Origin of the sequence: Adlercreutzia sp. DFI.6.23 (genome assembly GCF_024462535.1) — a bacterium.
GTDB classification, from domain to species: Bacteria; Actinomycetota; Coriobacteriia; order Coriobacteriales; family Eggerthellaceae; genus Adlercreutzia; species Adlercreutzia rubneri.
This window is the reverse complement of the sequence record NZ_JANGBP010000005.1, coordinates 26,880-47,662: the sequence shown is the minus strand read 5'-3', so window position 1 is coordinate 47,662 and position 20,783 is coordinate 26,880. Positions and strand designations below refer to the sequence as shown.

Here is a 20,783-nt window from a genome sequence, read left to right as displayed (position 1 = left end):
AACCGGAGGCCGAAGCGCTACAATGGCCTCAGCCACCCAGAGAAAGAAGGCGACTATGCCGTTTTCGCCCGCGCCGTTTACACCCACGCCCTACACGCCGCCCGACTTCACGCTCCCCCACCTCGCCGCCGCGCCCGATGTGACGCTCGTGCCCGCGCCGAAGGATTTCGTGGCCCCGGAGGGCTACCACGCCATGTCCATTTATCCGGAGTATCTGAAGATCGCAGGGCAATGGACGCTCGCCCGCGATTCCCGCATGGATTGCGTGGCCGTCGTGGAAGGCGGCAACGTGTTCGTGCGCGAGTTCCGCCACATCCGCGCCGGCGATCTCATCGCCTGCGGACGCACGGAAAACGGCGAGGAGGGCATTCTCGTCTACACCGACGGCTTCCGCGGTCTGGCCACATCGGAGGACGGCGCTCCGCACCCGGGCGGCCACGACAACTTCGCCTTCCGCCTGGGCCGCTCTCGCGAGACCGCGTTCTCGCGCGACTATGACGAGCTCTACGAGCTTCTGCGCCACGACCGCGACCACGGCTCCATTGTATGGGTCATGGGGCCGGCCTTCACCTTCAACGGGTACTCCCGCGAGGCCTTCGCGAAAATCATCGACGCCGGCTATGCGGACGCGGTGTTCGCCGGCAATGCTCTCGCCACCCACGATTTGGAAGGGGCCTACTTCCACACGTCCCTCGGTCAGGACATCGACACCCAGGAGAACCGCCCCAACGGCCACTACCACCACCTGGACACCATCAACCGCGTGCGCTATTGGGGATCCATCGAGCGGTTCATCGAAGAAGAGGGCGTGCGCGACGGCATCATGAACGCGCTGGTGCGCAATGGCGTGCCCTACGTGCTGGCCGGATCCATCCGCGACGACGGCCCTCTGCCCGGCGTGTACGGCAACGCCTACGAGGCGCAGGACGCTATGCGCGACCACATTCGCAGCGCCACCACCGTCATCTGCATGGCCACCATGCTGCACACCATCGCCACGGGGAACATGACCCCCTCCTACCGCGTGCTGGCCGACGGCACCATACGTCCCGTGTACTTCTACTGCGTGGACATCGCCGAATTCGCCGTGAACAAGCTGGTGGATCGTGGCAGCCTCGCCAGCCGCGGCATCGTCACCAACGTTCAGGACTTCATCGCCAACATCGCCAAAGGATTGGGGCTTTTGGGTTAGAAGGTTGCGCAACATCGGAAAGGTCATCCCCGACGACGACCCTCTTATCGACCGCGTTCCCGAATGGCAGCGCGATTGGCGCAATGCCTTCCAGATGATGGTCGATGCCGGCGCCGTCAAGGAATGCGATACCATCGAGGAGTTGGAAGAGGCCCTCGGATTGCGCGAAGACGTGCTCGTGCAGGCTGTTAAGGACTGGAACGCCGCCTGCGAGGCCGGAGAGGACACTGTTCCCACCTACAAGTACGATCCCTCGTGGCTCATCCCCATCAGCGAGCCTCCCTATTACGGAGCGAAGCTCGGCGGCAACCTGTTCGCCACCAAGTGCGGACTGCGCATCAACCCCAAGATGCAGGTCATCGATACCGAAGGCGCCGTTATTCCCGGGCTTTACGCTGGCTGGCACACCGCCGGAGGCTCGAACGGCGAGAACAACCTCGCCGGCAAGCCCTTCAACGGCCTGTACGGTGATGTGGGACTATCGTTCCTCGGTGGGTACATGGCCGCAGGCTCTATCATCGGCGAGATCTAGTCAGCCATCTTTCGCCACAACCTATCATTAGCCCTCCCCTGGCGCCCCGTCCAACCGACGGGGCGCCGTCATGTTGCACCGCCGACAGAGGCGCCAGCGCACCCTGCCACCAGCCGAGGCATCATCACCCCCAGAAGACATTATTCCAACGAAGAAATGCTCTCCTTCAGGCAGTCGACGAACAGCTTCCCGTTCTCCCCGATGCGCTCCTCGTTGTAGATCACATAGAGATCGCAGGGCACCGTAAAATCGTCGACCGCGAATATCTTGATGTCGGAGCTCGCCCGCAGACCCGAGCGCACTCCCCCCAGCGCAATGCCGAACGTCTCGCCCGTTCCCGACAGATACAGGTCAAGATAGTTCGAGCAAGGCTGATTGTCGGGCTCCACGGCTACCCCGACCCCTGCAAACCATTCGATGAGCACGCGGCCCGCGCGTTCCATATTCGCGGAATTCCCCAAGAGCATCGTGAAGCCGTCCAAGTCGGCCGCCGTCACGCGATCGCACTCAAACAGAGGACAGGAGCGGTTCATCCAAAAACGACATTCGCCCTCGCTAAAGCGAAAAGCCCCCACTCCGGCAGGCAGCTCATCGGGCAGCGCCTCTTCCCCGCCATCTCGTCGCCTCACTTGAACGAAAATGGAAAGATCCGCCTTGCCGCTCTCCACCGCTTCCATGTTCGCGTAAGCGCCCGACGCCATGAGCATTTCGAGGCATCGGTCAGGATGATCCCGTCGGAAAGCGTGCAGCGCACGCGTCAGCAACTCCTCGAAGGGAGCGTAATCGAGGGTGCCCACCACTATGGACGACGAGGCTTCCGCCAGCGCCCGGCACTCTTCCGCGCTTTCCTCTACCAGCTTCACTATGGCACGAGCACGCTTCAGAAAAAGACGGCCGGCTGGCGATAGCTCCAACTGACCGACGCGCTTGACCGTAAGAGGCGCCCCTACCTCCTCCTCGAGTGCGTGAATATGGGCCCGCAGCGTCGGTGGCGACACGAACAGATCAGCAGCCGCCTGGGCGAAATTGAGAGAGCGCGAGAATTCGATGTACTCGCGCAGATATGCGGTGTCCACGGACAGCTCCTTCCCCACCCCCGAATCGCGGAACGCAACCTGCAACCAGTATACCCCATCAGCTCCTCGCAGCAGGTCAGCAGCCGCTGGGGCCAAACTCAACCGATGTTGCGCAAATACGGCTTTTCTGCTACCGCTCCTTCGGGGTTTCAGGGCTCCTCGACCCTGAATTCGCTGAGGCTAGCCACGAGCTTCAGCCCGAAGCTGCTCTCATGCGCGCTATGATCGAGGCCCGGCAAAGCCAAAATCTCACGCAAAAGGAATTGGCCGAACGATGTGGCATAGCTCAGACCGAAATCAGCCGCATAGAACGCGGAATCCGCAACCCTTCGATACGCGTCCTTCAGAAAATCGCGGAGGGAATGAACATGTATCTGCATATCTCCTTCCTCCCCCGCGACCCGCAACCGGGCACCCGCTCCGCATAGCATAGCAACGCGAAGACGCCGCCGGCGTGCTTTTGGGCTCCCCAAGGCCGTTCTGAAGAAATCTCGGTCAACGAACTACCCGTTTTCTGCATGAGATCTTGAGTTATCAGCGTCTCTGGGGGCACGCCCGCAACCCGATGCCGGGAACTCCCTTACCAAGCGCAACGCTTTGACCAGGCGTTTTGTAAAAGCCGTTCTCAGCCGCGAGCCCTTCTGCGGATTCCGGACGCTTATAACTCGAGATTTCGTGCAGAAACAGAGGGGTTCGTCGACCGAGAACAGGCAAAAGCGATCCCAGCTGGCTGCCGCGAAACAGAAGAAGGGCCGCCTCGTTATGAAGCGGCCCTTCTTTAGTCGTTTGTGCGCTCGCCTTCCAAGGCGAACCTTGTGGACTGCGAGCCCCTGCTCGGCCCTCTAGCGCTTGATGTTGTAGAAAGCTTTCATACCGGCGTACTGGGCCTGGCCCTCAAGCTGCTCCTCGATGCGGATGAGCTGGTTGTACTTGGCCACGCGGTCGGACCGGCAGGGGGCGCCGGTCTTGATCTGGCCGGTGTTGCAGGCCACGGACAGATCGGCGATGGTCACGTCCTCGGTCTCGCCGGAGCGGTGGCTCATGACGCAGGCGTAGCCGGCCTGCTTGGCCATCTCGATGGCCTCGAGCGTCTCGGTGAGGGAGCCGATCTGGTTCACCTTGATGAGAATGGCGTTGGCGCAGCCCAGCTCGATGCCCTTGGCGAGGCGCTTGGAGTTGGTGACGAACAGGTCGTCGCCCACCAGCTGCACGCGATCGCCGATGCGGTCGGTCAGCTTCTTCCAGCCGTCCCAGTCCTCCTCGGCCATGCCGTCCTCGATGGAGACGATGGGGTACTTGTTCACGAGCGCCTCCCAGTAGTCCACCATCTCGTCGCTCGTCAGCTCGCGACCCTCGCCGGCCAGCACGTACTTGCCGGTCTCGGCGTTGTAGAACTCGGTGGAGGCGGGATCCATGGCGAACAGGATGTCGGTGCCCGGCTTGTAACCGGCCTTCTCGCAAGCTTCCACGATATAAGCCAGCGGCTCCTCGTTGGTCTTCAGGTTGGGAGCGAAGCCGCCCTCGTCGCCCACGCCGCCGCCAAGGCCCGCATCATGCAGCACCTTCTTCAGGGTGTGGTAGATCTCGGCGCACCAGCGCAGAGCCTCGGCGAAGGTGGGGGCGCCCACGGGCATGATCATGAACTCCTGGAAGTCCACGTTGTTGTCGGCATGCACGCCGCCGTTCAGGATGTTCATCATGGGCGTCGGCAGAAGATGCGCGTTCGCACCGCCCACGTACTTGTACAGCGGCAGCTCGGCGGCCTCCGCGGCAGCCTTGGCCACGGCCAAAGAAGCGCCCAGGATGGCGTTGGCACCGAACACGCCCTTGTTCTCCGTGCCGTCGGCCTCGATCATGGCGGCGTCCACCATGCGCTGATCCTCGGCCTCGAGGCCGATGAGCACGTCGGCGATCTCGTTGTTCACATGGGCCACGGCATCCAGCGTGCCCTTACCCAGATAGCGGCTCTTGTCGCAGTCGCGCAGCTCCACGGCCTCGAAAGCGCCCGTGGAAGCGCCCGAGGGAACCGCCGCGCGGCCGAAGGCGCCGTCTTCCAGCACGACTTCCACTTCGACGGTGGGGTTGCCGCGAGAATCGAGAACCTCGCGCCCGTACACATCGATGATGACGCTCATGTAGTGCCTCCTTGAAGGTTGGTTGATGCTTCTAATCAGCGTTCACCATCATAGCACGAACGACGCAAGCGCAAGCGCCCCGCGCGGGTTCATTCCGCACGGGGCGCATAAAACAGGGGTCGCTGCCGGGCCCAATCGGGCACCGCAACCAACAAGGACGACGGCTCTCGCCCTCAGACAGAGCCCCAACAACGGCGCAGAGGCGGGTTAATGGATGCCCGGCCACACGGCACCCGTGGCGGGCACGGGCACATCGCGGTTCTCATCGGTGGTCGGAATGACGCCGAACTCCTTCAGAAGGCCGTAGATGTCGGTATGCTCGATCTCCTTCAGGCCGCGCGACAGCAGAAGCTTCTCCAGCACGTTCATGTTCATGTCTGTTGCCGGCTTGCCGTCGCGCAGAAGCACCGTCGCGTTCAGCAGCACGCGCAGGTCGAACACGCTGCCCCACACCTCAGGCACGCCGCGGTCGATGTCGAGCAGCGTATATACCGCCTCCATGCCAGTGCGCATGGAGTACTCAGTGGTGAAGATGGTGTCGCGCGGCGTCTCGGCGAACTGGCCAATGAAGGCGAAGTTCACGGCGCCCTCAGGCACGACGAGCGGACGGTCGCCATCGGCGCGGGGCATGAAGAAGGCCGTGATGTAGGGCATCATGCAGGGCACCGTGTTCGCGGAATGCTCGGCCAGCTCCTCGATTTGCTCCTCGGGCACGCCCAGGTGGTACAGCCACTCCTCGCAGATTTCCTTGCCGGTGCAATCGCGCATGGGCTTCTTCACGTAGTCGCCGGGCACGTCGGTGAACAGGCCGTAGAGCCACACGCACACCTGCCCCTCGGGCTGGGCGCGGAACTGCGGCTGGCGGTTGATGGTCCAGGAGAGCAGCCAGCTGGAGTCCTTCACCGACACGATGCCGCCCGTGACAACGCCGCCGGAAAGCGGGTCGCGCTTGCAGATGGCCTCGATATAAGGCAGGATCTTCTCGTCCAGCGTGGTCACCGTGGCGCTTTCCCAGTTGCTCTTCTCCGGGTCGCCGCAGAACTTCTCGGGACGGCCGAACTCCGGCGACTGGGCCGCGATCCTCTTCCACAGATCCCAGCCATCGCCGGGAGTGAGCTCGGGGGCGAAACGGGCGGGGGCGTCCTGGCTGCCGAAGGAGGAGTGGGCCACCAGGCTGCCGGGCGTGATGAAGACGAGGTCGTTTTCCGTGAGCGGAATGGTCTCCTCGCGCGCGAGGTCGACCGCCGGGGCCGTCTTGCCGTCGGGCTGCACGCCCTCGGCCGCGTCCACCGCCGCCGGGCCGTCCTCGCGCACCAGCCGAATCTCCGTAGCCAGCTTCCGGTCATCGTCCTTAGCGTCATCGCAGCTGAAGCGCACATCAGTCACGTGGGTGTTGAACTGGAAGTCGACGCCGTGGGACTCAAGATAGTTCACCATGGGCAGGATCATGGACTCGTACTGGTTGTACCGGGTGAAGCGCAGAGCCGAGAAGTCGGGCAGGCCGCCCAAATGGTGCACGAAGCGGGTGACGTAGCGCTTCATCTCAAGGGCCGAGTGCCAATTCTCAAAGGCGAACATGGTGCGCCAGTACAGCCAGAAGTTCGAGTTCAGCACCTCATCGGAGAAGTACTCGGTGATGACCTTGTCCTGCAGCTCCTCTTCCGGGGTGAAGAACAGGTTCATGATTTCCATGCAGGCTTTGTCGGACAGGTTGAACTTGTTGTCAGTATGGGCGTCCTGGCCGCGATCCTGCGTGGCGCGGCACAGCGAGTAGTTCGGATCGCGCTTGTTCAACCAATAGTAGTAGTCGAGCACCGATACCGACGGATCCTCGATGGAGGGAATGTCGCGGAACAGATCCCACATCACCTCGAAGTGGTTGTCCATCTCGCGGCCGCCGCGCATGGTGTAGCCCAGCCCCGGGTAATCCCAGCCGTCGCAGCCGCCGCCGGCACGCGGGTCGCGCTCCAGGATGTGGATCTTCTCGCCGCGCATCCGTCCGTCGCGCACGAGAAAGCACGCCGCCGCCAGGCCTGCCAGGCCGCTGCCGATAATGTAGGCCTGCTTGTTTTCCACGCCCTCGGGCGGAAGCGGATGGGCGAAGGCCTCGTAGTTGCCGCTGGAATAGTACATAGCGCACGTCCTCTCTGGTCGGGTTCAATGCTTACCTTCCATCATGCGGCCGCTCCGCGCGCCCGCATCCGTCAACAAGATTCCGTTGCGCCCCCGTTAGCTGGCAGTAACCTGGCGAAACGCGAAAGGCCGTACTATAATGGCTCGCTGTGACTGAGAAGAGACATATCCCGGGCTTCGTGTACAAGCTCATGCTGCTGGCGGCCACCATTATTTGGGGGTTCGCCTTCGTGGTGATGAAGGACGCCGTCGACGTGCTGCCCCCGGCCCAGCTCATCGGCGTGCGCTTCTTCCTGACGGGACTGCTCATGGCCGCTGTGTTCCATCGGTCGCTTAAGGGCGCGCTGAACGGGCCGTGCCTTAAGGCGGGGCTCGTGCTGGCCGTCGTGACCTTCCTCGCGTTCTGGGTGCAGACGGTGGGGCTCGCCGACACCACGCCGGGCAAGAACGCCTTCCTTACGGCCACTTACTGCGTCATTGTTCCCTTCATGCTGTGGGCCGTCGCCGGCAAGCGCCCCACCTTCGCCAACGTGGGCGCCGCCGCTCTCTGCATCACGGGCATCGGGCTCGTGTCGCTCACCGCCGGCTCGCTCGCCTTCGAGTTCGGCGATGCCATGACGCTTCTGTGCGCCGTCTTCTTCGCGGCGCAGATCATCGCCATCGCGCGCTATTCGAAGCGCTTCGACGTGCTCGCGCTCACCGTGTACCAGTTCCTCTTCGGCGGCATTGCGGGACTTGTCGTCGGCGCTCTCACCGAGCCGGCGCCGAACCTGGCGGCCCTCACGCCGGAATTCGCCTTCAACCTGTTCTACCTCGTGGTGTTCGCCTCGGGGCTGTGCTACCTCTTCCAGAACGTGGGGCTCGTCCACGTGTCGCCGGCCCAGGGGTCGCTTCTGCTGTCCCTGGAATCGGTTTTCGGCGTGCTGGCCAGCGTGCTGTTCTACGGCGAGGTGGTCACCGGGCGCATGGCGGTCGGTTTCGTCCTCATTTTCGCCGCCATCCTGATAAGCGAGCTGGCACCGACACGGGCAAAGCGCGAGAAGCACCCGAAGACGAGCGAATCGTCCGATGCCCCTAAGTCGCGCAGCATTCCGATAGTCGACGAGGACGACAGCGACCTTGTCGCAAGCTCCTAGGGAATAAGCGCGAAGGCAGCGCAGGCGACAACGCCGACGAGGAGGGCCGCCCCGTCGCCAAAGGCGAAACGGCGCCCGTCAAGCGACGTCGGCACGCCGGAAGCTCCGTAGCAGCGCGCCTCCATAGCGGATGCCAGGCGATCGGCCCGACGGAAAAGCCCCACGAACAGCGGCACCATGAGGCCCCCATAGGCTCGCAGGCGCCGCACGAGCCCTGCGCCCTCGAAGGCAGCTCCCCGCGAGGCCTGGGCAGCCCTCACGGCCCTCAGCTCCTCGGAAAGCAGCGGCATGAACCGCAGGGCGATGGAAAGCGACATCGTGAAGTCGCGTACGGGCAGCCCCAGACAGCCCAGGGGGGAGAGCAGCCGGCGCAGCGCCTCGGAAAGCTCTGCAGGCGTGGAAAGCGCCGTGAGCAAAAGACTCGCCCATACCAGCAGAAGCAACCGGAGGGCCACCGCGATTCCCGCAAGCCACCCAGAGGCTGCAACATTGTAGACGAGCAGGAAGCCGACAAGGAGGTAGGCGAAGGCCCCTTCGCGCAGCAGACGGGCAACGGGGACGTCCCCGACGGAGGCCACGGCCGCCAGCAGCGCAGCCGCCACACCCAGACCCAGAAGGTTTTCCGTGCAGAAAAGCGCCACGGAATAGGCCACGAGCAGCCCGATCTTCACACGGGCGTCCACGGTGCGCAGTGTCCCTTTCGCACCGATGCGCGTGGCACGGCGAGCTTCGCCGGCGCCGCATCTCGCACCGCCTGCGCGTTTCGCAGCGTCTGCGCGAGCAGCACCGGCGTCCCCCTTCTCGGATGCGACAGAATATATCGAGGCTTTTTCCATGTCGCCAGTATCCCACAGAACCCCCATCGTCACGGATGCCATCCCTCCCCCATCGGCCAGACACCGGTGAGCGCTCGTGTTTTGTGCAGAGGCGCAAAAGAAGGCGCCCCCATGCTCAAGGGGGCGCCTTCTTTCAATTCCGTCAAGCCATCCCGCGGGCTCCTGTTAAGGAAGAGCCCAGGCTTGGTGGAGTCATCATGAAGCCGGCGAGTTAGCGAACCGGCCTCGAATCGGCGAGCCGCACGGCCCGCATGCAGATGTTAGAGCGATTGCTCAGCCGCAATCTCAGCCTGCTCGAACTCAAAGGCAGTCTCCGCATCCTCGGCGGCAGCCTGCTCGTTGCCCAGCGCGTCATCGTACTCGGTGGACATGGTGGCCTCGGCCACAACCTGCTGCTCGACGCGCTCGAGATCCTTGGCGGCATCTTCGGCCTTGGCGGCCTCGGTCGCAACGAACTCCTCCATCAGCGTATCCTTGTCAGCCATGATCCGGCTCCTTTCAATCGGTGCGATACCCATGTACTTACACTGCAGGAGCAAGATCGGTTGCCCTTGCAAGGAGTATTCTATGGGCCTCAGCAGCAAGGTAAACTTGAGCGAGCCGATAGTAATTCAGAGGTTGGACGCGCGTTGCCTTGCCGTCATGAGACCCGCGCCGCAAGTCATACCGCGCTTGCGGCAAGGGGCGACCGAGGTCGCCCCCTACGGGAGGAAACGCAGAGAAGCCGCCCGAGGGCGGCTTCTCCGGTATAGAACGATGCTTCCACGCTCCGCTTTTGCGGCTGGCGGGCGCGCGGCGCACCCGAAGTTCCCAGTCGAACGATTACTCGCTCTTGACGTCGGCCTTCTCTTCCTCAGCCTTCTCCACCTCGGAGGTCTCGACCTCCTTGGCAGCCTCGGCCTCGGCCTTCTCGGCTTCCTCCTTGGCGGCCTCGGCGGGATCACCGGCGGTCTCCTCGGTCTCGCGGAACGCCTCGGCCTCTTCGGCCTTCTTCTCCTCGACGGCCTCGACCTTCTCGGCATCGGTCATCTCGGCGCCGTTCTCGGCAACGGCCTCGGCGGCGTCTACAGCCTCGATCTGCTCGACGGTGCCGTCGGCCTCGAAGCCCAGATCCTCGGCGAGCTCCTCGGACTTGTCGGCCTTCTTGGCGACCTTCTTCGGGGCAGCCTTCTTGGCAGCGGCCTTCTTCTCGGCAGCGGCCTTGCGCTCGGCCTTGGGCACGCAGGGCTCGGTCACGAGCTCCATGATGACCATAGGGGCGTTGTCGCCCTTGCGAGGCCCGAGCTTCATGATGCGGGTGTAGCCGCCGGGACGATCCTGGAACATGCCCTGGGCGACCTTCTCGAAGATCTCGCGGACGAGCTCCTTGTCGTTCAGGTAGGCGATGGCCAGACGGCGGGAATGCAGGTCGCCGCGCTTGGCCCAGGTGATCACCTTGTCGACCTGCGGGCGGATCTCCTTGGCACGGGACTCCACCGTCTTGATGCGGTCGTTCAGGAACAGGGCGGACACCAAGCTGCGCTTCATAGCCTTAGTGTGGCTATAGTCGGTGCCGAGCTTGCGACCCTTCTTGTTGTGTCTCATAACTCTTTGTCTCCTAAAGCTTCAAATTGAGGTCCATGGAAATGAGCTTGTCCTTCACTTCCTCGATGGACTTCGCACCAAAGTTCCGAATGTTGAGCAGGTCGTTCTCGGAGAACTCGACGAGCTGGCGCACGGAATGGATGCCCGCGCGCTTCAGGCAGTTGTAGGAGCGGACGGAAAGGTCCAGATCCTCGATCTGCTTGTCAAGCTCGGCGTTGGACTCCTGACCCTCCGGCGCGAAGATGGAGGGAGCCTCGCCCTCTTCCTCTTCGCCGGTGGAAGCCAAAGCCAAAAACGCGCCCATGTACTGGTTGATGATGTTGGCCGCGCGGCACACTGCCTCAGTGGGAGCAAGCGAGCCGTCGGTCTCCACCTCGAGAACCAGCTTGTCGTAGTCGGTGCGCTGGCCCACGCGGGTGTCCGTCACGTTCATCGTGCAACGGCGCACCGGCGAGAACAGCGAGTCCACATGGATGATGCCGATGGGGTCCTCCGTGCGCTTGTTGCGCTCGGCGGACACGTAGCCGCGGCCGACACCGATGCGGATGGTCATGTCCAGCTGGCCGCCATCGGCCACCGTGGCGATGACGTGATCGGGGTTCACCAGGTTGAACTGGCCAGGCACCTCCAGATCGGCGCCGGTCACCGTGCAGGGGCCCTCGGCGAACACGTGGGCGGTCGCCTCGTCGGCCTCGTCGGACACCTGGGAGAACACCAGGCCCTTCACGTTCAGCACGATGTCGGCGATGTCCTCGATGACGCCTTCCGCGGTAGTGAACTCGTGCTGGACGCCCTCGATCTGGATGGCGGTGGCCTTAGCCCCGTCCAGCGAGGAGAGCAGCACGCGACGCATGGAGTTGCCCAGCGTGTTGCCATAGCCGCGCTCGAGCGGCTCGACGATGTAGCGGGCAACGGTGTCGTTGACTTCCTCCGTGGTAACGGTAGGCCTCATGAACTCTGTCATGTATGGGTAGCCTCCTAAAAAAGTCGCGATTATTTCGAGTACAGTTCGACGATGAGCTGCTCGTTGATGTCCAGATCAATCTGGTCGCGCGTCGGGAGGGACAGCACGCTGCCCTGCAGCTTCTCGATGTCGATCTCCAGCCATGCCGGGACCTGAACGCGCTCGTTGGAGACCAGAGCGCTCTTCACCACGAGAAGCTCCTTGGCCTTGGGGGCCACCGAGACGAGCTCGCCGGGACGCACGCGGAAGGACGGGATGTCTACGCGGCGGCCGTTCACGCAGATGTGGCCGTGGGTCACCATCTGGCGGGCTTCCTTGCGGGTGCGGGCGAAGCCCAGACGGAAGACCACGTTGTCGAGACGGGTCTCCAGGATGGTCATCAGGTTCTCACCGGTCTGACCCTCCATGGACTTGGCGCGCTTGAAGTACCCACGGAACTGCTTCTCGAGCACACCGTAGATGAACTTGGCCTTCTGCTTCTCGCGCAGCTGCATAGCGTACTCGCTCTCCTTGCGGCGACGCTTGGGCTGGCGGATGGATTCCTTCTTGCTGGAGTAACCGAGCACCACAGGATCGATGCCCAGCTGACGGCAGCGCTTGAGAACCGGAGTTCTGTTGATTGCCATAATGTACGATCCTTTCAGTTACACGCGGCGACGCTTCTTGGGGCGGCAGCCGTTGTGCGGGATGGGGGTGCAGTCCTGGATGCTGGCCACTTCGAGGCCGGCAGCCTGCAGGGAGCGGATGGCGGTCTCGCGACCGGAACCCGGGCCCTTCACGTAGACGGCAACCTTCTTCAGCCCGTGCTCCATGGCCGTCTTCGCGGCGGCCTCGGCGGCCATCTGCGCGGCGAACGGCGTGGACTTGCGGGAGCCCTTGAAGCCCACGGTGCCCGCGGACTGCCAGGAGATCACGTTGCCCTGGGGATCGGTGATGGAGACAATGGTGTTGTTGAACGTAGACTTGATGTGAGCGGCGCCCACGGCAATGTTCTTACGCTCAGAGCGCTTGATGCGCGTAGTACGTACTTGCTTCTTAGCCACGGTTTGCTTACCTCACTACTTCTTCTTGCCGCCGATTTGCTTGCGCGGACCCTTGCGGGTACGGGCATTCGTGTGCGTGCGCTGGCCGCGAACGGGCAGGCCGCGACGATGACGCAGACCGCGATAGCAGCCGATCTCCATCAGGCGCTTCACGTTCTGAGAAACCTCGCGATGCAGGTCACCTTCGACCTTGAGGTTCTGCTGGATGTAATCGCGCAGCTTCGCGAGGTCTTCCTCGGAAAGGTCCTTCACGCGAATGTCGGGATCGACGCCGGTAGCGGCGATGATCTCTTTGGCCGTAGTGAGGCCAATGCCGTAAATGTAGGTCAAGGCGATCTCAATGCGCTTATTGCGGGGAAGATCGACACCAACGAGACGTGCCATGTTGTTCTAAAGTCCTTTCTTCCTAGCCCTGACGCTGCTTATGGCGCGGATTCTCGCAGATGACGAGGATCTTGCCATGGCGTCGGATGATCTTGCACTTGTCGCACATCTTCTTGACCGAGGGACGTACCTTCATGTCGTTTCCTTTCGGTATGCGGATCGTTCTATACGTGCACGCCCAGCCGCTGGCGAGTGTTTTCTCAGCTGTGACCGCGCGCGAAGGATCCGGGTCTTCGCGCGGGGGCGCCCTATGCAGGCCCTAAGGGGATTACTTGAAGCGGTAGGTGATGCGGCCGCGGTTCAAGTCGTACACCGACAGCTCCACGGTCACGCGGTCGCCGGGCAGGATCTTGATGTAGTGCATGCGCATCTTGCCGGAAATGTGGGCGAGGATGGTGTGGCCATTCTCGAGCTCCACCTTGAACATCGCGTTGGGCAGGGCTTCGAGTACCGTGCCCTCGAGTTCGATTACATCTTCCTTAGCCAAAAGTTGCTCCTCCAAAACGGACTGATAAAGCAGCAACGCAAGATAGTACCAAAAAGGCAAGATGTTTTGAAGAAAAAATCGCACAAGGGCGTAAAAAACCAAAAAGCGGATTTGGCTTTGAAAATGACCTGCTTGTCAGGCCTGCGGTCGAGCCGCGCAGCTCTCGGAGATCAACCGGAGCCGCCAGGTATTGTTCGCGCTGCCTCGCGCGGCCGCCTTGTCGGCAATTGGGTATGCTAGCACAGGTGCGCCCCTCGATGCAAGCGGGAGGCGCACCTTGGCAGATAAAACAAGGGGGCGGCGCGCCCAGATGAGACAACAGGGAACCCAGGCGCGCACCCCTACACGAAAAGATGGTCGACGGCTACTCGCTCAACCAGCGCAGGGTGCGGCTGCTTTTCTTCGCGAGGATGACCAGGGCGATGATGACGATATCGACGATGAAGCCGAACACGAACACATTCTGGAACACGCCGGTGGCCTCGTAGATGGACATCATCAGCGGAATGCCCAGGCTAGCAACCAGGTAGCCGCAGCTGGTGATGCGCGAGAAGATCTTCTCGAAGTCCCTCATGCCGAAGATGGAGAGCGCGAAGGTGGAATAGCCCACGCCGGTGATGGCGTACATGGCGTCGTTCAAACCAGCGCCTACGCACGAGCCTACCACCGACTCGCTGCTGAAGTACAGCACCACGAATGACACCATGGTGATGCCCGTCCACAGCACCATGGCGCGCGTCGAGCCGAATTTATCGCTGGTGGCACCCGCCAGGGGGTTAAAGACAATGTCGCAGAGGCTCGCCGAGGACACCATCAGTCCGCCCACCACCGCGCCAAGTCCCACCACTTCGGCGTAGGTTGGAAAAATGGCGTTCATACAGGCCGTCCCTTGGCACAGCATCACCACGCCCACGCAGAGGAGGAACGGCACGCTGCGGAACGCTGCGGCTGCCGGCACGCCGGGCGCGGTGCTGGGAGCCAGGGTTTTAGCGCGCCCAGCCGCTTCCTCGTACCCGTAAGGCAGAAGCCCCTTATCTTCAGGGCGATAGCGGATAACGAAGACGATGGCAGGCAGCGCCAGGCATGCGGATGCCGCGGCGAGCACGAAATATGAGGAGCGCCAGCCAATGGCCTCGATAATGGTGGCGAACAAAGGGCTTGCCACGGCGCAGTACAGCGCCTGGATGGCCCACACCACGCCGATGGCGAAGCCGGTCTTCTTCGCGAACCAATTACCCATGGTGGGCGTGACGGTAACGGTGCTGGTGGCCGCCAGCCCGAGACCGACGAACACACCGGAGACATACCACATCCAGGGCTCATCGTAGAAGGCCATGGCCACAGTGGCCAGCACCTCCATGGCCACGGCCGCGATCAGGATGACCGGCAGTTTCACGCGCGTGAGCAAATTGCCCACCAGGGGCATGGCCAGGCCCATGCACACCATTTCTATGGTGGTATAGAGCGTCAGGGTAGAGAGTTCGCAGCCGATGTCCGTGCTGACAGGATAGAACCACTGCGCGCCCACCACCGAGAACGAGCCGATGGTGCCGCTCATCATCAGACCATAGGCAATCATCACAAGCCATGCATAGTGGGGCTTATTCCCCTGTTCAACGGTTTTCGCAGATGTCATTGCATCCAACTCCGTTTCTAAGCTCGAAGATTCGTTTCCAAAGTCGATCTCTCACAGCTGCGAGATTACATAGGACCGGTACTCGAAGGCCTTGTCGGCAATGGGCAGCGGGAACGTGTCGAAGGTGTGCGTGAGGCCCGTGAGCACATGGAGCTCGACGGGAACGTGAGCCGCCATCAGGCGCTTCGCGTACTCGATGGTTTCGTCGCGGAACAGGTCGAGCTCGCCCACCTCCAGGAAAGCCGGCGCCAGGCCCTCGAAGCTCTCGTTGCGCGCCGGGGCCTCGCAGGGCAGCACTTCATCGGTTCCCCGGCGCTCGCCCAGCACGGCCTCCCAGGCCATCTTGTTGTTCTCCGCGAACCACACGTGTGCAAGGCCGTCAAGCTCATCGTCGCAGGCCACGGTTCGGTCGTCCAGCATGGGGTAGATGAGAATCTGCTTGGCCAGCGGCACGCCTCTGTCGCGCGCGAGGATAGCGGCCCCCGCCGCAATGCCCGCGCCGCCGCTGTCGCCCATGATGGCAACGCGGTGCGCATCGATGCCCAGCTCGTCCGCATGGCCGATGAGCCACAGGTACCCGTCGAGGGCATCCTCGGCCTGGGGGCGCGGATGCTCGGGCGCCAGGCGGTAGCCGATGGACAGAAACGGCACGCCGCTTAGGGCCACATAGCGCGAGATATCCGCGTCCATCTCGTCGATGCCCATGAGGATCATGCCGCCCCCGTGGACGTACATCACCGCCGAGCGCGCGTCCGACCCCTCCTTCCGGTACCAGCGGGCCCGCATGGGATAGCCGTCGGCCGTCTCAATCTCCACATCACGCGCCACGACCCCCTCCGCCAGCGGCAAGTCCCGCATCTCGGCGTAGAGGGGGTCGGCGAACGCGCGCATTTCCTCAAGGGTTCCCACGAACTTCTCCGCAGGCGGGAAGCCCGCGGGGTCGTCTACGAGCTCCTGGAGCTCGGGATGGTAGCGATAGGTCATTCCCCTCATCCTCTCCTTTTCTCGAGAATCGGAAAACGCGAAAAGCCACCTGCCCGGCACAAGGGCAGGTGGCTTTGGGGCTTACTCCTGCGGGGCGGCCTCGGCGGCAACCTCGACGGTTTCCTGGGGCAGCTTCGCGGACTGCTTCTCGCCCACCAGCAGGCATACGATGATGATGGCGCAGACGATGAACCCGAAGACGAACACGTTCTCGAAGGCACCGGTAACCTCGTAGATCTTCATCATGATGGGCACGCCCAGGCTGGCGACAAGATAGCCGAACATCATGACCGTGGAGAAGATGCGCTCATAGTCCTTCTTGCCGAACCAGGCCATGGTGAAGGTGGCTAGGCCCACGCCGCAGAGCGCGTACATGACATCGTTGATGCCCGCGCCCACGATGGCCAGAATGGGGCTGTTCACGCTGAAGTACAGGATGACGAACGACACCATGGTGACCACGGTCCAGCCGATGAACGACTTGGTGGGGCCGAACTTGTCGGCCGTGGTGCCCAGGATGGGATTGAGAGCGATATCGGCAAGGCTTGCCGCCGTCACCATGAAGCCGCCCACAATGGCGCCAAGGCCAACTACCTCGGCATAGGTGGGGAACACCACGTTCATGTTCGAGATGGTCATGGACATCATGACCACGAGGACGGCCATCACGAAGGGCACCGAGCGCAGGGCCAGTTTGTAGGGCACGCCGGTCTCGGCGACCGCGCCACCCTCTTCCTCAACGGCGTTCGGGTCGTAGCCGTAGGGCAGCATGCCCTTGTCCTCGGGACGATAGCGAATGACGAAGATGGTGAAGGGCAGGGCCATGACCGCGGCGATGATGGCCAGCACCACGTAGCTCATGCGCCAACCGAGCATCTCGATCATGTTGCTGAAAATGGGGCTCGCCACCGCCACAAAGATACTCTGGATGGTGAAGATCATGCCAATGGCGAAACCGGTCTTCTTGTGGAACCAGTTGCCCAGGGTGGGCGCAGCGGTCACGGTGCTGGTGGCCGACAGGCCGAAGCCGATGGGCACAGCCGCCACAAACCACATCCACATCTCGGTGAACATGGACATGCAGGCGAAGGGAACGAGCTCCAGCAGCACGGCCACGGTCATGAGCACCGACAGCTTGATTTTGCCCGATGCCATGATCTTGCCGCAGATGGGCATGCCCAGCGCCATGAACACCATGGATAGCGTCACGTACAGGGTGAACGATGACAGATCGAAGCCCAGCTCCTCGCACACCGGATAGTAGAACAGGCCGCCCATGACGGTGATGGCGCCGATAGTGGCGCACATGACCATGCCAAAGCCGACCATGACGAGCCAGGCGTAGCCGCTTCCGCTTTTCTTTGCTACTTCAGTAGACATGCTTTCTCCTTACGGGAACGGCGGGCAGCCGCGCGGGCCGCCCGCCCGTGGTGAGTCGACGACTAGATGCCCAGAACAGCGGCCAGGCAGGCCTTGATGGTGGGCTGGCGGTTGCCGGCCTCGCGGAAGATCTCGCTGGCGTGCTTCTCGAAGCACTCGTCGGAGATGCAGATGCCCTCGGTGAGGATGCGGCGGTCGCGCTCGTTCTTGGCCTCGGCCAGGAACTTCTGCATCAGCTTCATGTCGGCGTTGTGGTAGGCCGGCAGCATATGCATGACCAGGCAGTCGGGGTTCTTCACGTAATCTTCCATCAGGTCGCTCGTCACGCGGTAGGGCTCCATGATGTCGGAGTGGCGCAGCCACGCGTCGTAAGAGTACTCCAAGCTCGTCCAGTCGCCGGTGGCGGCCAGGTCCTCGTCGTGCACGTCGGGGTTCTGGTAGATCCAGCACTCGGTGGTCACCACGTCCATGCCCTTCAGCTTCTCCTTGTCGGAGGTGAGCACGATCTCGTTGTTCGGTGCCCACTTGTCGAACAGGTCCTCGATGTTCTCCTTGAAGGAGTCGCACAGCTGGTAGCGCTCGTCGTCGGGGCCCACGGCGTAGAAGTCCATGCCCAGAAGCGCGCACAGGCGGCCGTACCACATGGCGGTGGTGGCGCAGTTGCCCACGAAGGCCAGCTTGCGGCCCTTCAGGTTGCCCAAAAGCTCCTGCATGGTGAGGGCGTCGGCCAGCATCTGGGTGGGATGGTCGCCCTCGCAGCAGGCGTTGATGACTGGAATGGTGGCGATGTCGGCCACCTCGCGCACGTAGGCCTCCTCGCGCTGGGCGCGCAGCACGATGGCGTCGTACATCTCGCTGAACACGCGGATGGAGTCCTTCACCGTCTCCTTGTTGCCGAAGTGCGAGTTGGACAGGTAGGTGAAGCCCAGGCCCAGGTCATGGCAGGAGGTCTCGAAGGCGCAGCGGGTGCGGGTCGACTCCCACTCGAAGTGGGCCACCACGTTCTTGTTGTGGAAGCGGGCGTGATCGACGCCGGTCATCTTCTCGGCCTTCAGCATCTTGGACAGATCCAGCAGGTACTGGAACTGGTCGGGGGTCATGTCGCCGATGTTGATGATGTCCTTTCCTACGAAGTTGTTAAGCATGGGTGAGATTCCTTTCCTCTTGTTTTCTTCCCTTGCGAACTCACGTTATTGGGGCATTGCCACGTTCTTGGTCCAGCAGTGCACGCCGCCGCCGAACAGGTTCAGGCAGTACGTGTCCAGCATGACGACCTCGCGGCCGGGGAACACGCTCTCGAGCACCGCCTTGGCGCGCTCGTCCTTCTCCTTGATCTTCGGATCCATGCCCTCGTGCCAGTAGCGCTGGCCCAACACCACGTCGTTGCACACGAGGAAGTTGCAGTAGCTGCAGGAGTTGACGAAGCAGTAGTCGCCCTCGGGCCACGGGGTGCCGTCGAAGGCCACGCCGCCGTTCTCGTCGAAGAACTGCTTCCAGCCCATGACCGTGGGGTTGTCCTGGCTGCCGCGAAAGATGAGATGCTCCGGGAAGGGCATGCGCACGATCTTCAGCGGGCGGCCGTCGGGCAGCGTCTCGTTCTTGAGGATCTCGTAGGCGGCGTCGATGCGGCGCTTGTTCTCGGCGCTGACAGGACTCTCGGCGGCCTCCTCGTCGGTCACCTCGGCCAGAAGCACCGTGTCCTCGCCCACGAAGCGGCAGTACTCGTCGGCATGGGCGGCGAAGGAGCCGGGCCATACGAGCGTGCCGTCGGCCAGCTCGTCGATGGGCCCCTTGCGTATGTCGTCGTCTTCGAGCAGCGGCTGCGGGATCCAGATGATCTTGTCCAGGTTCCACACGCGCTTGTACTCCTGCTCGATCTCTTGTTTGGTGTACTCGGGATTGCGCTTGTTGACCTCGGTGTCCTCCACGGCGATCATCACTCCGGCGCCATTGAACTCGCGATTGCCGCCTTCGGACACCATATCGGAGTTAATGGCATCGAACACATCCAGGTCGATGGCCATCTGTGCCCCGCAGCGACGGGCCAGCTGCTGGGCAGGCTCCATCTTGTCGTTGTTGGAGTAGTTGCTCCAGCGCATGTTCACAGCCAGCGTGTTGCCCTCGTCGTCGATCATGACATCGGGGCCGTTGTCGCGGATGGACACGCTCCAGTCGTCGAACTGGGTGAAGCGGATGAAGGGGCTGAACTTCTCATCCCCGTTGTCAGCGGCGGTGTTGCGCTGACCCTCGGTATCGGGGTCGGACACATCCACACCCGCATCGGCCAGCATCTGCTTGCAGGCCTCAAGGGAGGTCTCGCAGCCGCAGTTCACATGAACGTTCACGTGACCCAGCAGATTCTTCACCACCTCGACGAGCACCTCACGACCCTTGTCGCCGTCCTCACCGGCGCAATAGTCGGGAAGCCAGTTGATGAACACGTCGGTCTGCGGTTCGAACTCTCCCGGGAATCGGAACTTCTCAATTTCCACTTGCTGCTCCTTTCGTCCTGCCCGCGCTCTTGCGAACGCCCCTCTTGTGCCTTACTTACTGTAAGTAAGGCAAACTATAGTGACCTTCCCGCTCAAAGTCAATGGATTTTTTTACAATGTGTAAGTTTTTTTACACGCTGTAAAGATTTCAGGTAATATATAGGCGATCGAAAAAGCTTCGAGCGAACGAGTCTATTGGTTGCAGAGCGAGGAAAACCCCATGTCAACACGAGATCAAATACTGGAAATCGCCTATCGGGCCTTCGCGGAGAAGGGCTACAACCACACCTCCATGGGAGCCATCGCCGAAGAGCTCGGCATCACGAGGCCGGCCCTCTACTACCACTTCTCTTCCAAAGAGGACCTGCTGCTGGCCACCTACGAGATGATCGACCCGCTCATCAACGTGAGCGCCGACGAAGCGCTCGGCTGCACGGAGCCCGCCGAGTTCAAGCAGGCCTTCGCGGCCCTCATTGCGAGCATCACCAGCAATTTGCGCAACGATGAGCAGCGGGCCCGGTTCGTTGCCACCGTCGAATCGACGTCGGGGCAGATTCCGGCCATCACCGAGAGCGCCCAGGCCCAGTACGACGAGACCTGCGCCATATTCGCAACTGCGCTGGAGCATGGAAAGGCAATCGGTGCCGTTTCGGCCGATATGGACATCGATGCGGCCAAGCAGTACTTGGGCATCTTCATCTACGGCATCGGCGACATCATGCTCCGCGGCTGCAAGATCAACATGAAAGCCACCCGTGACATGGCCTTGAAAGCCATCTTCGGATAGGG

General features: G+C 62.3%; 21 protein-coding genes and 1 pseudogene. 5 read left to right on the top strand and 17 right to left on the bottom strand.

The features are described from left to right. Nucleotides 1–55: 55 nt before the first annotated feature. Complete coding sequence (locus tag NE591_RS06110) at nucleotides 56–1,192, top strand: hypothetical protein (RefSeq protein ID WP_157011955.1); 1,137 nt, start codon at nucleotides 56–58, stop codon at nucleotides 1,190–1,192. A gap of 4 nt (nucleotides 1,193–1,196) precedes the next feature. Further along, nucleotides 1,197–1,724, top strand: a complete 528-nt coding sequence (locus NE591_RS06105; RefSeq protein ID WP_227070364.1) for an FAD-binding protein — start codon at nucleotides 1,197–1,199, stop codon at nucleotides 1,722–1,724. A gap of 140 nt (nucleotides 1,725–1,864) precedes the next feature. On the opposite strand, the gene NE591_RS06100 is transcribed toward NE591_RS06105, so the two are convergent. Next, nucleotides 1,865–2,800: a LysR family transcriptional regulator gene (locus NE591_RS06100; protein ID WP_157011957.1), complete on the bottom strand. Its 936-nt coding sequence runs from the start codon at nucleotides 2,798–2,800 to the stop codon at nucleotides 1,865–1,867. Between NE591_RS06100 and NE591_RS16235 the strand changes: the two genes are divergently transcribed. Then, on the top strand, nucleotides 2,788–3,228 hold the full coding sequence (locus NE591_RS16235; protein WP_114539674.1) for a helix-turn-helix transcriptional regulator: 441 nt from the start codon (nucleotides 2,788–2,790) through the stop codon (nucleotides 3,226–3,228). The genes NE591_RS06100 and NE591_RS16235 overlap by 13 nt on opposite strands. A gap of 414 nt (nucleotides 3,229–3,642) precedes the next feature. Here the strand turns inward: NE591_RS16235 and eno are convergent, their stop codons facing one another. Together eno and NE591_RS06085 are read right to left on the bottom strand one after the other, a co-directional pair. After that, nucleotides 3,643–4,935, bottom strand: a complete 1,293-nt coding sequence (gene eno / locus NE591_RS06090) for a phosphopyruvate hydratase (RefSeq protein WP_114539655.1) — start codon at nucleotides 4,933–4,935, stop codon at nucleotides 3,643–3,645. Nucleotides 4,936–5,142: 207 nt separating this feature from the next. Then, on the bottom strand, nucleotides 5,143–7,068 hold the full coding sequence (locus NE591_RS06085; protein ID WP_227070363.1) for an oleate hydratase: 1,926 nt from the start codon (nucleotides 7,066–7,068) through the stop codon (nucleotides 5,143–5,145). Nucleotides 7,069–7,217: 149 nt separating this feature from the next. Between NE591_RS06085 and NE591_RS06080 the strand changes: the two genes are divergently transcribed. Beyond that, nucleotides 7,218–8,204, top strand: a complete 987-nt coding sequence (locus NE591_RS06080; protein ID WP_147272692.1) for a DMT family transporter — start codon at nucleotides 7,218–7,220, stop codon at nucleotides 8,202–8,204. Here NE591_RS06080 and NE591_RS06075 read toward each other — a convergent pair. From NE591_RS06075 to NE591_RS06010, 14 genes and pseudogenes are all read right to left on the bottom strand, one after another. Continuing rightward, nucleotides 8,201–8,887, bottom strand: coding sequence for an energy-coupling factor transporter transmembrane protein EcfT (locus NE591_RS06075; RefSeq protein ID WP_181869691.1), 687 nt, complete (start codon nucleotides 8,885–8,887; stop codon nucleotides 8,201–8,203). The two genes, NE591_RS06080 and NE591_RS06075, sit on opposite strands and share 4 nt — an antisense overlap. Nucleotides 8,888–9,300: 413 nt before the next feature. Next, a complete protein-coding gene (locus NE591_RS06070; protein WP_114539651.1) occupies nucleotides 9,301–9,525 on the bottom strand; it encodes a hypothetical protein in 225 nt (74 codons plus the stop codon). Between the two features lie 748 nt (nucleotides 9,526–10,273). Further along, nucleotides 10,274–10,624, bottom strand: a pseudogene (gene rplQ, locus NE591_RS16230) (50S ribosomal protein L17); the annotation flags it as partial. A gap of 13 nt (nucleotides 10,625–10,637) precedes the next feature. Next, on the bottom strand, nucleotides 10,638–11,588 hold the full coding sequence (locus NE591_RS06060; protein WP_022740413.1) for a DNA-directed RNA polymerase subunit alpha: 951 nt from the start codon (nucleotides 11,586–11,588) through the stop codon (nucleotides 10,638–10,640). 29 nt (nucleotides 11,589–11,617) lie between these two features. Beyond that, nucleotides 11,618–12,214 (bottom strand): 30S ribosomal protein S4, encoded by a 597-nt coding sequence (rpsD, locus tag NE591_RS06055; protein WP_022740414.1) that lies wholly within the window; start codon nucleotides 12,212–12,214, stop codon nucleotides 11,618–11,620. Nucleotides 12,215–12,232: 18 nt separating this feature from the next. Further along, entirely contained in the window at nucleotides 12,233–12,631 is a 399-nt protein-coding gene (gene rpsK, locus NE591_RS06050) for a 30S ribosomal protein S11 (protein ID WP_022740415.1), read from the bottom strand. A gap of 15 nt (nucleotides 12,632–12,646) precedes the next feature. Continuing rightward, on the bottom strand, nucleotides 12,647–13,015 hold the full coding sequence (gene rpsM / locus NE591_RS06045; RefSeq protein WP_022740416.1) for a 30S ribosomal protein S13: 369 nt from the start codon (nucleotides 13,013–13,015) through the stop codon (nucleotides 12,647–12,649). 22 nt (nucleotides 13,016–13,037) lie between these two features. Further along, complete coding sequence (rpmJ, locus tag NE591_RS06040) at nucleotides 13,038–13,151, bottom strand: 50S ribosomal protein L36 (RefSeq protein ID WP_016309305.1); 114 nt, start codon at nucleotides 13,149–13,151, stop codon at nucleotides 13,038–13,040. Nucleotides 13,152–13,283: 132 nt separating this feature from the next. Then, nucleotides 13,284–13,502 carry a translation initiation factor IF-1 gene (gene infA, locus NE591_RS06035; protein WP_016309306.1) on the bottom strand — a complete coding sequence of 73 codons (219 nt, stop codon included), beginning with the start codon at nucleotides 13,500–13,502 and terminating at the stop codon, nucleotides 13,284–13,286. A 364-nt stretch (nucleotides 13,503–13,866) separates the two neighbouring features. Then, the gene (locus NE591_RS06030) at nucleotides 13,867–15,138 is read right to left on the bottom strand and encodes an MFS transporter (RefSeq protein ID WP_114539649.1); all 1,272 of its coding nucleotides are present in this window, start codon (nucleotides 15,136–15,138) and stop codon (nucleotides 13,867–13,869) included. 51 nt (nucleotides 15,139–15,189) lie between these two features. Beyond that, nucleotides 15,190–16,122 carry an alpha/beta hydrolase gene (locus NE591_RS06025; RefSeq protein ID WP_161127356.1) on the bottom strand — a complete coding sequence of 311 codons (933 nt, stop codon included), beginning with the start codon at nucleotides 16,120–16,122 and terminating at the stop codon, nucleotides 15,190–15,192. Between the two features lie 81 nt (nucleotides 16,123–16,203). Continuing rightward, nucleotides 16,204–17,502, bottom strand: a complete 1,299-nt coding sequence (locus tag NE591_RS06020) for an MFS transporter (RefSeq protein ID WP_114539647.1) — start codon at nucleotides 17,500–17,502, stop codon at nucleotides 16,204–16,206. A 62-nt stretch (nucleotides 17,503–17,564) separates the two neighbouring features. Beyond that, nucleotides 17,565–18,647, bottom strand: coding sequence for an ornithine carbamoyltransferase (locus tag NE591_RS06015; protein WP_114539646.1), 1,083 nt, complete (start codon nucleotides 18,645–18,647; stop codon nucleotides 17,565–17,567). A 45-nt stretch (nucleotides 18,648–18,692) separates the two neighbouring features. Continuing rightward, nucleotides 18,693–19,994, bottom strand: a complete 1,302-nt coding sequence (locus NE591_RS06010) for an agmatine/peptidylarginine deiminase (protein WP_114539645.1) — start codon at nucleotides 19,992–19,994, stop codon at nucleotides 18,693–18,695. A 220-nt stretch (nucleotides 19,995–20,214) separates the two neighbouring features. Here NE591_RS06010 and NE591_RS06005 point away from each other — a divergent pair, with 220 nt between their 5' ends. Then, nucleotides 20,215–20,781: a TetR/AcrR family transcriptional regulator gene (locus NE591_RS06005; RefSeq protein WP_114539644.1), complete on the top strand. Its 567-nt coding sequence runs from the start codon at nucleotides 20,215–20,217 to the stop codon at nucleotides 20,779–20,781. The last annotated feature ends 2 nt before the right edge of the window (nucleotides 20,782–20,783 follow it).

Coding starts and splice junctions, on each gene's coding strand:
- NE591_RS06110 (WP_157011955.1), top strand. CDS start 56: ATGCCGTTTTCGCCCGCGCCGTTTACACCCACGCCCTACACGCCGCCC.
- NE591_RS16235 (WP_114539674.1), top strand. CDS start 2,788: ATGCGGTGTCCACGGACAGCTCCTTCCCCACCCCCGAATCGCGGAACG.
- eno (WP_114539655.1), bottom strand. CDS start 4,935: ATGAGCGTCATCATCGATGTGTACGGGCGCGAGGTTCTCGATTCTCGC.
- NE591_RS06085 (WP_227070363.1), bottom strand. CDS start 7,068: ATGTACTATTCCAGCGGCAACTACGAGGCCTTCGCCCATCCGCTTCCG.
- NE591_RS06070 (WP_114539651.1), bottom strand. CDS start 9,525: ATGGCTGACAAGGATACGCTGATGGAGGAGTTCGTTGCGACCGAGGCC.
- NE591_RS06060 (WP_022740413.1), bottom strand. CDS start 11,588: ATGACAGAGTTCATGAGGCCTACCGTTACCACGGAGGAAGTCAACGAC.
- rpsD (WP_022740414.1), bottom strand. CDS start 12,214: ATGGCAATCAACAGAACTCCGGTTCTCAAGCGCTGCCGTCAGCTGGGC.
- rpsM (WP_022740416.1), bottom strand. CDS start 13,015: ATGGCACGTCTCGTTGGTGTCGATCTTCCCCGCAATAAGCGCATTGAG.
- rpmJ (WP_016309305.1), bottom strand. CDS start 13,151: ATGAAGGTACGTCCCTCGGTCAAGAAGATGTGCGACAAGTGCAAGATC.
- NE591_RS06030 (WP_114539649.1), bottom strand. CDS start 15,138: ATGACATCTGCGAAAACCGTTGAACAGGGGAATAAGCCCCACTATGCA.
- NE591_RS06025 (WP_161127356.1), bottom strand. CDS start 16,122: ATGACCTATCGCTACCATCCCGAGCTCCAGGAGCTCGTAGACGACCCC.
- NE591_RS06020 (WP_114539647.1), bottom strand. CDS start 17,502: ATGTCTACTGAAGTAGCAAAGAAAAGCGGAAGCGGCTACGCCTGGCTC.
- NE591_RS06015 (WP_114539646.1), bottom strand. CDS start 18,647: ATGCTTAACAACTTCGTAGGAAAGGACATCATCAACATCGGCGACATG.
- NE591_RS06005 (WP_114539644.1), top strand. CDS start 20,215: ATGTCAACACGAGATCAAATACTGGAAATCGCCTATCGGGCCTTCGCG.